This window comes from Haliscomenobacter sp., assembly GCF_965225875.1.
GTDB lineage: Bacteria > Bacteroidota > Bacteroidia > Chitinophagales > Saprospiraceae > Haliscomenobacter.
The window spans coordinates 2,558,455-2,573,834 of sequence record NZ_CBDDBS010000002.1 but is presented as its reverse complement, the minus strand read 5'-3'; the positions used below and the strand labels follow the sequence as shown (position 1 = coordinate 2,573,834).

Here is a 15,380-nt window from a genome sequence, read left to right as displayed (position 1 = left end):
ACCTAGCATCATGTTCAAAAACTACCTAACCGTTGCCATCCGCAGCCTGCTGAAGCACAAGGGTTACAGCCTGATCAACATCCTGGGACTGGCACTTGGAGTAGCCTGTTGTTTGTTGATTTTGATTTATGTAGCTGCCGAAAGCAACTACGATCGGCAATGGCCCAATGCAGAGCGGATTTACCGCATGTCGTTGGAACGCATTTACCCGGATCGGAGCACGGGGTATGCCATTGTGCCACCCAGTTATGCCCAATCGGTAAAGCACGAGTGGCCGGAGGTAGAGGAGGCGGTACGCATAAGCACCAACGGCGGGGCCACCTTACTCAAGCGGGGCGACAAGGTTTTTGAAGAAGAAAATGTCCTTTTTGTGGACTCCACTTTTTTCAAGGTATTCCAAATTGAACTTTTGCAGGGCGATGCGGATAAATGTTTGCGCGACGCGAACAGCATCGTTTTGACCGAGTCGACAGCCCGGAGGTACTTCGGCAAAACCAGGGTAGTCGGTGAAAATTTGCAATTGCTGGGCGGGCCGGAACCCCAACAATTGAGCGTGGCGGCAGTGTGTGCAGATTTGCCTGAAAATGTCCATTTCAAGTTCGATCTCCTGGTTTCTAGCAAAGGCAATCAATTTTTAGCGGAGCAAAACCACATTGGCTTTGCGGCAAATACCTACTTTTTGCTGCGGGAAGGATCGGATGCCAAAGCCCTGGATGCCAAATTTCCAGCCGTTGTTGAAAAATATGCGGTAGGGGAAATCCAGCGCAATTTTGGGGTAACCTGGGCACAGTACAAGGCCGCTGGCAATGGTTACCACTATTACCTTACCGCCTTGCCCGATATCCACTTGCACAGCCACCTGGAGGGCGAACTCCAACCCAATGGCGATGCCAATACCGTGCGCATTTTTACCTGGATAGCCCTGTTTATCCTGCTCATTGCCGGAGTCAATTTTATGAACCTGGCCACGGCACGCAGCGCAGAACGAGCTCGGGAAGTAGGCATTCGCAAAGCCCTGGGTAGTGAGCGGAGTTTGTTGACTGCCCAATTTTTGATCGAAGCCTTATTGGTTAGCGCAGCTTCGGTAGCGATTGCGGTGCTGCTGGTCTTTTTGGCTTTGCCTGCCTTCAATCGATTGGCCGACAAACAGTTTTCACTGTGGGCCTATTTGGACTGGTCGACTGTGCCAGGCTTGCTGGGCTTTGCGGTGGTGCTCGGTTTATTGGCGGGCCTGTACCCGGCCAGTGTGTTGTCTGGTTTTCGCCCGATTGAGGTACTGAAAGGAAAATTTTCTTCCAAAAAAAGCGGTGCCTGGTTGCGCAACGGATTGGTGGTCTTTCAGTTTGCTGCTTCCATTGCCATGATCATCAGTACGCTGGTGGTGTTTTCTCAAATGGGATTCATCTCCAATAAAAAATTAGGCTTCCAGAAAGAGCAAATTTTTGTGTTGCACAACGCTTTTGCCTTGCGGGAAAAAACGGATGCCTTTAAACAACAATTGCTCAAAATTCCTGGTGTGGAAGCCGTAGGTGGCACCAGTGAAATGCCTGGCGGAGAAGCCTGGTTTGGCACCACCTTTAAAAAACCGGAAGACAATGAATCCGTCACCGGCCGCGCCGCCATTGTAGACGATGATTATGTGCAAACCATGAAGTTGGAACTCTTGGCGGGGCGGACATTCTCCAAACAATTCAACGATTCGCTTTCCGTCATCATCAATGAGCGCGCCGCGAAAGACCTGGGATTTGGCCCGAATTCGGTGGGCAAACGTTTGATCCAACCTGGCAGCTTTTTTGATCCCAATCAAGGGGATGTGGCCTTTACAGTGATTGGAGTGGTGAGTGATTTTCATTATCAAAGCCTGCATGAACCCATCGCTCCGCTCTTTCTCCAACACAATCGGGTGTTTCAGGGGAACAATACCTTGCTTGCGGCAAGGGTTCAAATGGCCCACAACCAATCTTTCATCCAGGAGGCTCAAAAATACTGGAGCACTTTTGCGCCAGATCAACCATTTCACTACAGTTCACTCGATGACAATCTGAATGATTTGTACGCCAATGAAAAACGCACTCAACTCATCTTTGGCATTTTTGCTTTCCTGGCCGTGTTTATCGCCTGCATTGGCCTTTTGGGTTTGTCGACATACATGACCTATCAGCGCACCAAAGAAATTGGGGTCCGCAAGGTGCTGGGAGCCTCGGTGGTGAGCATCACCAATTTGCTGGCCAAAGACTTTTTAAAGCTGGTATTGATCGCCATTGTGTTGGCTACTCCGGTATCCTGGTACCTGATGGATCGTTGGCTGGCGGATTTCGCCTACCGCATTCAGTTGCAGTGGTGGATGTTTGTACTGGCGGGCCTGTTGGCAGTGGTGATCGCCTTTTTGACGATCAGTTTTCAAAGTGTAAAGGCGGCGTTGATGAATCCGGTGAAGTCGTTGCGGAGCGAGTAAATTTTTCGCAATAGGGATTCGGGAACTCAAAAAAGCATGCCAGGGTTAAGTCTAAGAACTTAATTTTGGCATATTTTTTTGAACACATTCCAATAAAATAAAATGAACCATATCGATGACCGCACAGGAATTGCTGCCTCCTTTCGCTCTCTCAAAACAGAAATAAAAACGAGCAAAACTGAGGGTCGGGGCTTATTTGCCAAGGAACGAATCAGTAAAGGTGAAATTGTTTCCGTACGAGGAGGCCACATCATTACGCGCCAAATGGAGGCCCAAATGGAGAAACCTGTTGGTTATTGGGGCTATCCAATTTCGGATGAATTTGTGCTAGCGCCCTTTACCACAGCGGAAGTTGAAAGCGTGATGATGTTTTTAAATCATTCCTGTGAACCAAACGTGGGCATACTTGGGCAAGTTATTTTTGTCGCTATGAGGGATATTGATCGGGGCGAAGAATTGACCATAGATTATGCCATGTTTGGCGCCGATAAAGAGCCGATGCGCTGCAATTGCCAGTCTTCGGCTTGCCGTGGGCTTATTACCGATTTGGACTGGCAAACGGAAACGCTGCAAATGAAATATAAGGGGTATTTTTCTGCTTATGTGCAGGCGAAAATTGATCAGAGGAAGGTGTTTTATTGAAGGGGCATTGGAATAGCAAAAAGGCAAAATGTCATCCCGAATTTACAAGTACCACAAAGAAAAAATGAGCACAAAGAACCCAAAGGCAGCACAAAGGACACAAAGACGCGATTTTGACAAAGCAATATGCCTGGATTTTTTCTTATTTTGGATGTAAAGCCTTGTCGACGTCTAACTTTGTGTCCTTTGTGCTGCCTTTGGGTCCTTTGTGCTAAAAAATTGTCGCTTTGTGTTTTCTGAAAAATTTGGGATGACACATGTTGGTCAACTTACTTCCCTCCAATCCGATACAACCGCCCCTGATCCGTCACCGCGTACAGCGCTCCATCTTTCCCTTGGGTCACATCCCGAAAACGCTGGTATTCCCCCGACAGCAAGCGCTCTTCGCCCACCACCTTGTTGTTTTCGATGACCAAACGTGCGATGTGCATGCCGCTCAAGCAGCCTACAAACAAGTTATTTTTCCATTCTGGAATCTGATTGCCGCTGTAAAAAGTCATGCCACTTGGTGATACCGATGGGTCCCAATAATACACGGGTTGTTCCAGGCCTTCTTTTTGCTGGATCGCATCGCCCACTTTTTTACCGCTGTACTCGATGCCATAGGTAATGGTAGGCCAGCCGTAGTTTTTCCCGGCTCGAACATGGTTGATTTCATCGCCGCCTCTGGGGCCAAACTCGTTGGAGAACAGATCTCCAGTGGCAGGATTTAAGGCCAGACCTTGTACATTGCGGTGGCCATAGGAATACAGCTCAGGTCTTGCATCTGCTTGACCTTCAAAAGGGTTGCCTTTCACCGGCTTGCCATCTTTGGTGATGCGTACAATTTTCCCCAGCCCAGAATTCAATTGCTGCGCCTGTGGGCGGGTCACCAGATCGGAGCGTTCGCCGGTGCTGACAAAAAGGTTGCCATTTTTATCGAACAGAATCCGTCCACCATAGTGCAAACTCCCCTTGTGGGCAGGAGTAGCGCGGTAGATAACCGTAGCATTTTCAACTTTGCTTTCATCCGCCGAAAGTTTGCCCTTGGCTACCGAAGTATGGGTTCCACCCTCTACACTTTCCGAAAACACCCAGTACAACATCCGATTTTGGGCAAAATCAGGGTCCGTGGTAATGCCCAACAAGCCACCTTGCCCACTGGAATTTACAGCGGGTAAACCTGTAATCGCCGCGCTCAGTTCGCCAGTGGGTTTGGCGATGCGCAAGGTGCCGTTTGCTTTTTCAGTGATGATCAGCCTGCCATCCGGTAGGCTGGTGATGCCCCAGGGAGCGGACAATCCCTCTGAGAGAACTTTGAATTCATAGGATGCTTTGGTTTTTACCCCACCCACTCTTGTCTGACCAGCGAAGGCGGGTTTGTAATCCGAATTCGGAGCATTGGTCTCAACCGGAGTAGCAGTAGAGGTAGGCGCTGAATCATTTACTTTTGCGGCAGGGGTTTGCCCACATGAAGTAAATACGAGGCTGCTTAAGGCCACTAGGAATAATGCAGTTGTTTTCATAAAAGACTTGATTTTAAGAAGCTTATCTACTTGTTGAAACCAAATAGAAGCCAGATGGTTTGTTGTGATCGTTCAAGGAACAGAAATGAAATAAAGTGACAAAGTTGGCTCAACTATTTTTTGATTTGGCAAGGCAGGACGAAGGCGCATAGCGGGCCTACGCAACTGAGGAGTAACGCAACAAAAGCAAAAAAGAGTCAGCCAGATTGGCACTTTATTTTATTTCTGTTCCTAAGCACTTAAATACGGAATGGATAACGAAGGAATTGTTCAAATCAAGGTGCCTTCACCACTTTGTGCACCATTTTTTGCCGATCCACCTCCAGTACGCAGATGTATAGCCCCGTATTGGCACTCACCTCGGGTATCCACACCGCTTCATAGTCTCCCGCAGTCTTCCGCTCTTCATTCACAAGGGTGACCATTTCTTGTCCTAGCGCATTGTAAATCCGCAGCGAAAGAGTGCCCGGAGCACCAATCGAGTACCTAATGTGCAACTGCTGGTTGAATGGATTGGGAAAAACCTCCCGAATGCCAAAATCGCTACGTACGGCCCGGGTTTTGGTACTCATCGGTGCAAAAGAAGCTGGCAAACTTTCAATCGAATTGCCACTTACGGCTGAAACGGCGTACCAATATTGTTGCCCATCAATGATGCTACGATCCTGGTATTGAGTGCTACCTGTGACCGCCAATAAATTTTTAGGCTCCTGCATGGCCAGCAACCAAAAAGGCTCCTTCGCCGCCTGTACCCGGTAAATGGCGTACATCCGCGGCTTGGCTTGCCGCCCGTTGGCTTCGGGAGCGCTCCAACTCAGGTTGATTGAATTGGTGGCGGGTACCAGGTGCAGATTTTTGGCCACACCAGGGGCGTCCAGTGGTTTCCAGGGCATGACTGGCGTCAGGGCCGGATTGCTGTAAATACGGTTGCAAAGGGAATCCGCCAGGCCCTGGGAATTGAGGCGGGAAAGGTTGGCTGCCCGGAACATGATCACTCCGGGAATTTCTTTTTGTCGGGTAAAATAAATCTGGTTGGGAATTTCGGAAGGGCTATACAATGGAGCGCTGCCTGCGGTACTGGGATCTGCACGGTAAATAGCGATGCCAGGGTACAGGTGCCGCCCATTCATTTGGGTTTTCCACCAATTGGCCAGTTTTTCAAAGTCCTGATTGCCCCCAAACTTCCAGTACAATTGGGGCGCGAGGTAGTCGATCCATTGTTTTTCCAACCAAACCACTGCGTTGCCATAAGTAACATCTGCGCCAGAAAGGCCGGAAATACCCGGTGGCACTCCACTACGCCAAATGCCAAAGGGACTGACCCCATATTTGACCAGGGGTTTGAGTGCATAGGTGGCTGCGCCCAGTTCTTGCACAAAGCGATTGATGTTGTCTTCACGCCAGGCGTTGAGGGTCATGCCGTTGCCATATTTGGCAAAACTGGCCGTGTCCTGACTGCCAATGCCTTCGTAGGGGTAAAAATAATCATCGTAATGCAGCCCATCCACGTCGTACCGTTTGACAATATCGGTGGCCACATCAATGATGTATTGGCGGGCAGCTGGGATGCCGGGGTCGAGCAGCAGGATGTTTCTGATGTTGATCATCCACTCAGGGTGGCGAATGGATACATGCAGAGAGTCTTTGGGGTAAGTAGAATTGGTGCTGCGAATGACCCGGAAGGGGTTGAACCAGGCGTGCAATTCCATACCACGTTTGTGGGCCTCCTGGATTGAAAATTGGAGTGGGTCCCAGAATGGATTGGGGCTTTGTCCCTGTTTGCCCGTGAGGTAATAGGACCAAGGTTCGAGAGCAGACTGGTAAAATGCGTCACTTTCGGAGCGCAATTGGAAAAAAACGGCATTGACTCCCGCTTTTTTCAGGTCGTCAAAAATGCGCAGCAATTCGGTTTGTTGTTGCTGTGGAGAAGCGCCCCGGGTAGGCCAATCCAGGTTGATCACGGTTGAAATCCAGGCTCCGCGAAATTCGTATTTGGGCGCAGTCACAGGCTGGGCCAAACCCCAGAGGGCAAAACACAAAAAGATAGGGAGGAGGACGCAACGGATGATCATTTGGTGTTTATTTGAATATATACCCTCGAATTTAGGGTAAAGCTTGCAAATAAACGCGATAGTGTGGGGCAAAAATAAATATTCATTTTTTTCGAGCCAAAGGATTAGTTAAAACGCTTAAAATGAACCGTTTATTTATCTAATCCTTTAACAAAATGAAATATTCATTTTTTTATTGCCCTGAAATTTCAATTTTCCTTCGTCAACATTTTGATGGTGGTCTTTTCCAGGGCGCTCAGGGTTTGATCCCGAACCTGAATTAAGCTGCTGCGAATCAAACAGGTAGCTTCGTCTGGGCAATCCTGGCAAGGTTCATAAAAACGCAGAGAAGCACAGGGCAAAAGTGCAATGGCACCATCAAAAAGCCGATAGATGTCGGCCAGGTTGATCTCATGTGCATCCTTTAATAGGTAGTATCCACCACCGATACCTTGTTTACTACTTACCAGGGAGGCCCGTTTGAGATCGATCAAAATCAATTCCAGGAACTTCTTGGGGATACTGGATTTGGAGGCAATTTCGGCAGTTTTGATCAAAGCTCCCTTTTCCTGCTGGGCGAGATAAATCAAGGCTTTGATGGCATATTTAGCTTTCTGTGAGAGCATTACGATTTCTTTTGGGCAACAACCATATATTGGTGAATCAGAGAAGTGTCGTCGCTGCTGAGCAATTGAAAACCGGCTTGTTCCAGCTCTTCTTCTACCAGGTGTTGTGGTACACGAATAGCTTGGGGGGGTAAAAATTCACCTTGCGGCAAACGTTGCCGTTTTACATCCACAATGATGATTTTCCCTCCGGGAGCAATTCCCTTTTTCAGGTTTTTGAGGTATTCTACCCGATTGGCCAGGTATAGATAGGTATTCACCAGAAGCACCACGTCAGCCTCATTAACGCCCAAATGTGGATCATCGGGGTCAGCCAAACGGGTCTCCAACTTGTTTTGATCAGCATCTGACAATTCAACGGTGCGGATACTATCGATGACGTTGATCAGGTTTTGATTAATGTCGATGGCAATGACTTTTTTGGCCATGGGCGTTAGGCGGAAGGCAAAAAAGCCTGTACCTGCCCCAATGTCCGCAACTACCTTGTTTTTGATGTCGCCCATACGGTCGAGCACCAATTCTGGCTTTTGCCAAATCATCCGATTGGTATTGCTATAGTCATCGCTCATACCTGGTTGACCATTAGAGTCAATCTGGTTAGGGTCTTCAGTGTATTCTCTGGTGGGGTCTGGCCCGGAGCTCCAACATCCGGCCAGGGACAAAGACAGTAAGGCAATGGCAAAAAGGACAGGGTATTTTTTCATATCATTAAAAAGCAGTTAAAAACAACTCCAAAGTTACGAATTCAGTTGATTTGAGCACTAGCCCTCCAACAGCATTTACAATGAAATGAAAAAATTAGTTCTATATTGCCTGACTAAATAATTTTCCGCCGGGTTGTTTTTGCCAATAACGGGCGTCGAAAGCCAAACAAATGTTGCGCAGGAAGGGCCTACCTAGTTCAGTCACCTTCAAATGTTGGCCATTGACTTCAATCAAACCATCTGCTTCCAGTTCCTCCAAACGGGCTGGAATGTCTTCAAAACTTGCAGATTGTAAAGCAGGATTGCTCCAATCTGTTTCATAACGACACATGATGTTCAGGATATGTGTGCGGATGACCTGGTCTTCTTCCGACAACAAATGCCCTTTGCTAATCGGGAACCGCCCCGCCTCAATTGCTTTTTGATAATCTTCGATGATCTTCTCATTTTGCATAAATCCATCCCAGCTGTCGCTGATGGAAGATGCACCAAGGGCGATGCTCAAGCGGGTATAATGGGGCGTGTAGCCCATAAAGTTGCGGTGCAAGGTGCCTCGCCGCATTGATTTGGACAATTCATCGCCGGGTAGCGCAAAGTGATCCATCCCGATTTCGAGGTATCCCATTTCTTCCAACAGATCCCGGCCCAGCTCATAAAGGGCTCTTTTGGCTTCGCCCAATGGCAGGTCTGCTTCTGAATAGGCACGTTGACTGGGTTTGATCCAGGGCACGTGGGCGTAACTGTAAAAGGCGATGCGGTCGGGGCGCAGGGTTTCCAGTTTCCGCATGGTGGTCCGAATGTGCTCGGGCGTTTGTAGGGGCAGGCCATAGATCAGATCGTAATTGACGCTGGTGTAGCCGATTTCGCGTGCCCATTCGGTAACCTGCTGCACTTCCAGTTCGGTTTGTTGCCGATTGATGATTTCCAGGATTTCGGGTGCAAAATCCTGCACGCCTACACTGATGCGGCGGAAGCCCAGATTGTATAACGTTGCCAAGTGTTCGCGGGTAGTGCTGAATGGATGAGCTTCAAATCCAAAGTCGACCTCAGAAGCAATGTCCGCGTGTTCAAAAATTCCTCTAATGAGCGCGTCTAACTGATCAGGATGAAAAAAAGTGGGCGTTCCGCCGCCTAAGTGTAATTCTTTAATGAGGGGCCTGCCGGGTAAATTTTTGACATACAGAGCCCATTCTTTCAAAATAGAGGCGACATAAGGTTCCTCTACTGCGTGGTTTTTGGTGATGCGTTTGTTGCAACCACAATAGGTGCACAATTTTTCACAATAGGGTAGGTGGATGTACAAACTGATGCCGCGGTCTTGTGAAAAAGCCGTGCGGATATGCTGAATCCATTGTTTTTCGAAGATGGGTTTTTCCTCCCAGTAGGGTACGGTGGGGTAACTGGTATAGCGAGGAACGGGAGTATTGTATTTTTGCAACAAAAGGGAATTTGACATGGCGATCGGGAAATTTTGAGAACCAGCTCAGTATTAAAGCGGATTCGCGGGTAATGGATAATTTGCCAACAAATGTAGAATTGAGTAATTTCGCAGGAAATGACCATCGTCATTGCAAGGGGTGAAAATTGTCACCTGTTTGAGGAATACAAAAAATGTTTATTTTTACCAGAGAATAGGATGAATATTCAAGAAAGAGACCTTAAAATCGTCTGGAAGTTCCAAAAAATGCTGCTCTAATAACGCCCATGTAGGGTTGTTCTAAAATCGTCTCCACAAAACTTGCTGTCTAAACCTGCTGGGTCTTCGTGACTCAACACACTGTCATCTATTTACCTAATAAATACATTGATTATGTACAAACATTTAATCACCCTGCTTTTTTTGACTGTTACAAGTGTTCTTTTTGTGAATGCCCAAATTACCCTGCCGCCCAGTGGCGACAACCAAAAATGCGAAGTCGTTCAACACATTGGCCTGGTCAGAGCCGCTGTGATGTGGGGCAGCCCGGATGTACATGGAGCCAATGGCGAGGATCGTACGGGAAAAATTTGGGGCGAATTGGTGCCTTACGGCCTGAGCAACCTTGATTTTGGTATGAGCGACGAAAAAAATCTGATGCCTTGGCGCGCTGGAGCCAACGAAAACACCGTTTTTGCGGTATCCCACGATGTTATGATCGAAGGCAAACCATTGCCGGCTGGTAAGTATGGCCTGCACATGATCCCCGGCAAAGACGAGTGGGTGATCATTTTTTCCAAAAACCACACCGCCTGGGGTAGCTATTTTTACAGCCAAAGTGAAGATGCCTTGCGGGTAACGGTAAAACCACAAGCTCATGCCTACACGGAATGGTTGACTTACGAATTCGACGACCGGATGCCCAATGGCTGTACCGTGCGGATGCGTTGGGAGAAACTGGCCGTACCTTTCAAGGTGAGTGTGCCCAACGTCAACGAGTACTACCTGGCCAAAATCCGGCAGGAATTACAAAATGAAGCGGGCTTTGATTACCGTGGCTTCCTTGCCGCCTCGCAGTTCTGTGCCCAAAACAAAGTAGCCCTGGAAGAAGGCCTGGCCTGGGCCGAAGCTGCTATCAGCAGAAAATACATCGGTGAACGCAACTTCCAGACTTTGTCCAATAAAGCCCAGATTTTGACTTTAATGGGTCGCAATGATGAAGCCGCTGCAATCATGAAGGATGCCATCAAGGAACCAAGTGCTGGCATGCAAGACATTCACATGTACGCACGGAGCTTGCAAGCGAGTAAAAAAAATCAGGAGGCCCTGGAAATTTTCAAACTCAACAACCAGCGCTTCCCAGAGGAGTACATGACCCTTTTTGGACTAGCTCGTGGTTATTCTGCCGTTGGCGATTATAAAAATGCCTTGAAGTATGCCAATCTAGCCCTGCCCAAAGCGTCGAATGCGCAGCAGAAGACCCAAATGGAAGGGGCGATTGCCAAGCTCAAAGAAAACAAGGATTTTAATTAAATTCCCTGTGGGGGCAACCACGCAGGGTTGCCCCTACGGTTGAAAACATCAATGGGTAACCACGATGATTAAAGGGCAACCACGGAGGGTTGCCCCTACGATTCGGGAACCATTTTCCCCCATTTGCCGTTCCTCGCTTTGATAAAACGGCATCCCATGGAAACACCATCTGAAAAATACCCGCGCACTTACCATTTCCCCTTCTCGGAAGGTGCCGTCAACGATGATCGCATCCAGGACGAATGGGCTGAGCTATTGACCAAGGAGATCGTCATTACCGAAAAATTGGATGGTGAAAATACCTGCCTCAAAGCCAATGGCATTTATGCTCGTTCTCACGGAGCCGTAAACCAAAACCCCTGGGCCAAACCCATTTGGGAAATTTGGGAGCGGGTGGGGCAATCCCTGGGTGACTTGCATATTTTTGGTGAAAACCTGTACGCTATCCACAGCATTACTTACGAACGGCTCGATGGTTATTTCTACATCTTTGCTGTACGCGACAATGGCCAATGGCTCTCTTGGGACGAAGTGGAATGGTACGCACAATTACTGGATTTACCAACCGTGCCCGTTTTGGAACGTGGCCATTTTTCCAATACACAATTGTCAAACCTCATTGCTGAGCAACAAGCGCGAGGTAGTTTTTTTGGCGGAGAAAGTGAAGGGGTTGTTTGTCGCAATGCCGCTGCTTTTCCGGAATCCGATTTTTCCACCAACGTGCTGAAGTACGTTCGCAAAAACCATGTACAAACCGATGAGCACTGGACGCGCAACTGGCAAAGAGCCCAACTTTGGTTTGAACGGCCAGGTTTTTCAGCAACAGCAGGTGAATTGGGCGCTAATTGAGTCTTTTGACTGGATCGAACCCCTGCGCACTTGCCCCCAAGAACCGGAGCACCACGGCGAAGGCGACGTGTGGACGCATACCCGCATGGTGATAGAAGCCCTGCTGGGCCTGCCTGCTTTCCAGGAGTTGGCCGAGCGGGAACAGAGCTTGTTGTTTCACGCAGCCTTGTTGCACGATGTGGCTAAACCGCAGTGTACCATCATCGAAAATGGCAAAATCAGCTCGCCTCGGCACGCAAAGATTGGAGAAAAAGTGGCCCGGGAAATCCTCTGGGATTGTGAGATCGGGTTCCGAGAGGAAGCATGTGCCTTAGTACGCCAGCACGGGCTCCCCCTTTGGATCATGGACAAACCCGACCCTATCCGGGCTGCAATCCTGGCCAGTTGGCGGGTCCGCAATGAACTAACCTACCTGCTTGCCAAAGCAGATGTATTGGGCCGGATTAGTACTACTTGTGATGAACTGATGTACCGCGCCGACCTGTTTCAGGAGCTTTGCCTCGACAACCATTGTTTTGAAAAGGAAGCCACCTGGTTCAATGCCCATAGCCGCTACCGCTATTTTTGGTCGGAAGAAACTTACCCAGTAGAAATTTTTGATGACACCGCTTTTGAAGTGATCATCCTGTCGGGCATAGCGGGCAGTGGGAAGGATACTTTTTATGCCAAAAACTATGCCCATCTGCCCGTTGTGAGCCTGGACGAGATTCGGCGTGAGCTAAAAATCCGCCCTGACGACCGCGATGGTCAGGGCAAAGTGGCCCAGGTAGCCTACGAACGTGCCAAGGAATTTTGCCGCCGCAAAAAATCCTTCGTCTGGAACAGTACCAACCTGACCTCGGAACTGCGCGCCCGCCTGCACAATGCCTTGCGGGTGTACAATCCCCGATTCAAGATCGTTTACCTAGAAACGAGCCAGGAAAACATTTTTAGCCGAAGGAAGGAGGATATCAAAAGTAGCGTTTTGACAAGGATGATTGGGCAATTGGATATGCCGTTGGTGGGGGAAGGGCATGAGGTGAGGTGGGTGAGAAGTTAGGGGCAAGTTGACTACCAGGCAATTGATTAATATTTGTAACTATTTAGCACCCATCCACCTACGGTGGATTTTATATTCAATTTTTTTTACCACAAAGACACAAAGACACAACATTTTAGAGCTTAATGTCTTTGTGCCTTTGTGTCTTTGTGGTAAAAAATTCCGCCGCAGGCGGCTGCTAAATAATTCCTAAAACCTGATCTTCCAAATCTCCCATGCCTCTTTCATCAATTGCTCGCGATGATCTGGATGGGCAATATCTATCATGGCTTTGGCTCTTTCCTGAATACTTCGGCCCCACATTTCTGCCACGCCGAATTCTGTAACGATGTAATGCACGTGGGCACGAGTGGTCACTACCCCCGCTCCCGGTTTGAGCATGGAGGTGATGCGGCTGACCCCTTTATTGGTCATGGCCGGCAGGGCGATGATGGGTTTACCCCCTTTGGAAAGCGCTGCTCCCCGGATAAAATCCATTTGTCCTCCTACCCCTGAAAAAATGCGGCTGCCAATCGAATCCGCGCATACCTGCCCGGTGATGTCCACTTCAATGGCGCTGTTGATGGCGGTGGCTTTGGGGTTTTTGCGAATCACCGAGGTATCGTTGACGTATTCAATGTCCAGTACCCGCACCAAGGGGTTGTCATTGACGAAGTCGTACAGTTTTTGCGAGCCCACCAAAAAACCGGTAACAATGTGCCCAGGGTGTTTGGCTTTGTGTTCATTGGTGATGACACCTTTTTCAACCAGCGGAATGATGCCATCCGAAAACATTTCGGTATGGATCCCCAATTCCCGGTGGTTGGCCATTGCCTGTAAGGCGGCGTTGGGAATGGCTCCGATGCCCATTTGTAGCGTAGCCCCGTTTTCGACCAATCCTGCGATGTTCTCACCAATGCGTCGTTCAATCTCGCTTGGTTCCGGAATGATGTGGGTGGGCAATGGGTAATTTACATCAATAACCTTGTCAAAACGGCTGATGTGGATGTTACCATCGCCCTGGGTGCGGGGCATTTGGGGGTTGATTTCGGCAATGAGGACTTTAGCCGATTGAGCGGCAGCCAATGAGGTATCCACTGAAACCCCCAAGGTAACGTACCCGTGTGCATCTGGTGGAGAGACTTGCAAAATGGCTACATCCAGCGGAATTACTCCCCGCCGAAACAAACGAGGGATATCGCTCAAAAAAACGGGCACAAAATCGGCTCGGCCATCTTGTACCGCATCACGCATATTGGCACCAGTAAAGAGGCTATGGACGCGAAAACTATCCTGGTATTGTTCATCTGCGTAGGGCGCAGGGCCTTCGGTGTGCAACTGATAGATCTGAACATTTCGCAACTCGCCTCCACGTTCAGCGAGCGCTTTTACCAATACCTGGGGCGCAGCAGCAGCTGTATGGATAAAAATTCTATCCCCAGAGCGAATGACTGAAACAGCTTCCTGAGGGGTTACGGGTGAATAAGATTTAGAGCGCATGGCTATGACTACTTTGTTTAGGGTTCAAAATAAGGGGGCATTTTTGGCCCCGGGAATGAGTTTTCTCTCCAAAGTTAAATGACTTTTGCAAAGGGTGTAAAAAGGAAATACCTTTGGGGGAAGTTGAGGAGTTGAGGGGTTGAGGAGTTGAGGCTGCCGCAGCGACTTCGACTCGTCCTTGTTCAAGTTATTCGCGGTAGCCTCAACTTCTCAACTTCTCAACTTCTCAACTCCATCAACACAGGATTATATGGAGTTTTCCAACTATCTGCCTTTGCCCCTCCGTGGGGAACATACCATCTTTTACTACCTCTTGCTGGCAGTATTAGGGGCGCAGATTTTGTATTCACTGGGGATTGGGGTACTTTTTTTTGGAAAAAGTTCGGGTGAAAAACGATCCAACGCCTGTTATGGCATGCTGCTCATCACTTTTGCGCTCACGCTGCTGCATTATTGGTTGGTATTGGCGGGCATTTATGAGCGGTACCCAAGTTTGTATTTTATCCCCATTTATTCCACCCTTAGTTTACCTACTTTGCTTTTTTACCACGTCAAATTGCGCTTGTACCCACAGTATCAGCTGCGCCGCAGCGATTTGAAGCACTTTATTCTACCCATTGGGCAGTTTGTTTTTTTTGTGTTCATGTTTTTTTCTTCAATGGATTTTAAAGCGCATTATGGGCGGCAGTTTTTTAACCCTTTTTATGGGGCACTGGAGCAAGGTTTATTTTTAAGCCTCTTTTTTGCCTACCTCTTTTTTGCTCGCCGCTACGTGGTACAAAAGCGAAAAAACCTGCGCGATAAGTCAGAATTGCGCAAGGTTTTTTACGCCCGAAAATTATTGCAGGTACTGTTTTACCTGTTTTGTATACATACCTTTTTTGTGCTCAGCGATTTCATCAGTTACCAGTTTTGGGACCTCAATTTGCGTTCGGTGAAGGTTTTTGCGGCCCTGGGCATCCTTTCTTTTGCGGCCATTCTTTTCTGGTTGGGGGTATATGGGTTCCAGATTTTGTTGTGGGGCAGAAAAGTGTTGAATGAAGGCTAGAGGCGAGAAAAAAACAAACTGAGTAGTGGCGG

The 15,380-nt window shown here is 48.5% G+C and carries 12 protein-coding genes; 6 read left to right on the top strand and 6 right to left on the bottom strand.

Features of this window, described 5'->3' with window-relative positions; translation table 11 throughout:
• Positions 1-10 precede the first annotated feature (10 nt).
• On the top strand, positions 11-2,455 hold the full coding sequence (locus tag ACO08K_RS12980) for an ABC transporter permease (protein WP_421796828.1): 2,445 nt from the start codon (positions 11-13) through the stop codon (positions 2,453-2,455).
• Positions 2,456-2,557: 102 nt separating this feature from the next.
• The gene (locus ACO08K_RS12975; protein WP_421796827.1) at positions 2,558-3,097 is read left to right on the top strand and encodes an SET domain-containing protein; all 540 of its coding nucleotides are present in this window, start codon (positions 2,558-2,560) and stop codon (positions 3,095-3,097) included.
• A 269-nt stretch (positions 3,098-3,366) separates the two neighbouring features.
• On the opposite strand, the gene ACO08K_RS12970 is transcribed toward ACO08K_RS12975, so the two are convergent.
• From ACO08K_RS12970 to hemN, 5 genes are all read right to left on the bottom strand, one after another.
• Positions 3,367-4,602 (bottom strand): PQQ-dependent sugar dehydrogenase, encoded by a 1,236-nt coding sequence (locus ACO08K_RS12970; RefSeq protein ID WP_421796826.1) that lies wholly within the window; start codon positions 4,600-4,602, stop codon positions 3,367-3,369.
• Between the two features lie 275 nt (positions 4,603-4,877).
• Positions 4,878-6,674 carry a family 10 glycosylhydrolase gene (locus ACO08K_RS12965; RefSeq protein WP_421796825.1) on the bottom strand — a complete coding sequence of 599 codons (1,797 nt, stop codon included), beginning with the start codon at positions 6,672-6,674 and terminating at the stop codon, positions 4,878-4,880.
• A 188-nt stretch (positions 6,675-6,862) separates the two neighbouring features.
• The gene (locus tag ACO08K_RS12960) at positions 6,863-7,279 is read right to left on the bottom strand and encodes an RrF2 family transcriptional regulator (RefSeq protein ID WP_421796824.1); all 417 of its coding nucleotides are present in this window, start codon (positions 7,277-7,279) and stop codon (positions 6,863-6,865) included.
• Entirely contained in the window at positions 7,279-7,983 is a 705-nt protein-coding gene (locus ACO08K_RS12955) for a methyltransferase (RefSeq protein ID WP_421796823.1), read from the bottom strand. The genes ACO08K_RS12960 and ACO08K_RS12955 overlap by 1 nt, the downstream gene beginning before the upstream one ends.
• Before the next feature lie 100 nt (positions 7,984-8,083).
• Positions 8,084-9,439: an oxygen-independent coproporphyrinogen III oxidase gene (gene hemN, locus ACO08K_RS12950; RefSeq protein ID WP_421796822.1), complete on the bottom strand. Its 1,356-nt coding sequence runs from the start codon at positions 9,437-9,439 to the stop codon at positions 8,084-8,086.
• A gap of 354 nt (positions 9,440-9,793) precedes the next feature.
• Here hemN and ACO08K_RS12945 point away from each other — a divergent pair, with 354 nt between their 5' ends.
• The 3 genes from ACO08K_RS12945 (at position 9,794) to ACO08K_RS12935 (ending at position 12,821) form a co-directional block, all read left to right on the top strand.
• Complete coding sequence (locus ACO08K_RS12945; RefSeq protein ID WP_421796821.1) at positions 9,794-10,933, top strand: DUF2911 domain-containing protein; 1,140 nt, start codon at positions 9,794-9,796, stop codon at positions 10,931-10,933.
• Positions 10,934-11,089: 156 nt separating this feature from the next.
• A complete protein-coding gene (locus ACO08K_RS12940; protein ID WP_421796820.1) occupies positions 11,090-11,782 on the top strand; it encodes an RNA ligase family protein in 693 nt (230 codons plus the stop codon).
• The gene (locus ACO08K_RS12935; protein ID WP_421796818.1) at positions 11,691-12,821 is read left to right on the top strand and encodes an AAA family ATPase; all 1,131 of its coding nucleotides are present in this window, start codon (positions 11,691-11,693) and stop codon (positions 12,819-12,821) included. The genes ACO08K_RS12940 and ACO08K_RS12935 overlap by 92 nt, the downstream gene beginning before the upstream one ends.
• Positions 12,822-13,010: 189 nt before the next feature.
• Here the strand turns inward: ACO08K_RS12935 and ACO08K_RS12930 are convergent, their stop codons facing one another.
• Positions 13,011-14,300, bottom strand: a complete 1,290-nt coding sequence (locus ACO08K_RS12930; protein WP_421796817.1) for an acetyl-CoA hydrolase/transferase family protein — start codon at positions 14,298-14,300, stop codon at positions 13,011-13,013.
• A 250-nt stretch (positions 14,301-14,550) separates the two neighbouring features.
• Here ACO08K_RS12930 and ACO08K_RS12925 point away from each other — a divergent pair, with 250 nt between their 5' ends.
• Positions 14,551-15,348: a hypothetical protein gene (locus tag ACO08K_RS12925; protein ID WP_421796816.1), complete on the top strand. Its 798-nt coding sequence runs from the start codon at positions 14,551-14,553 to the stop codon at positions 15,346-15,348.
• Positions 15,349-15,380: the final 32 nt, after the last annotated feature.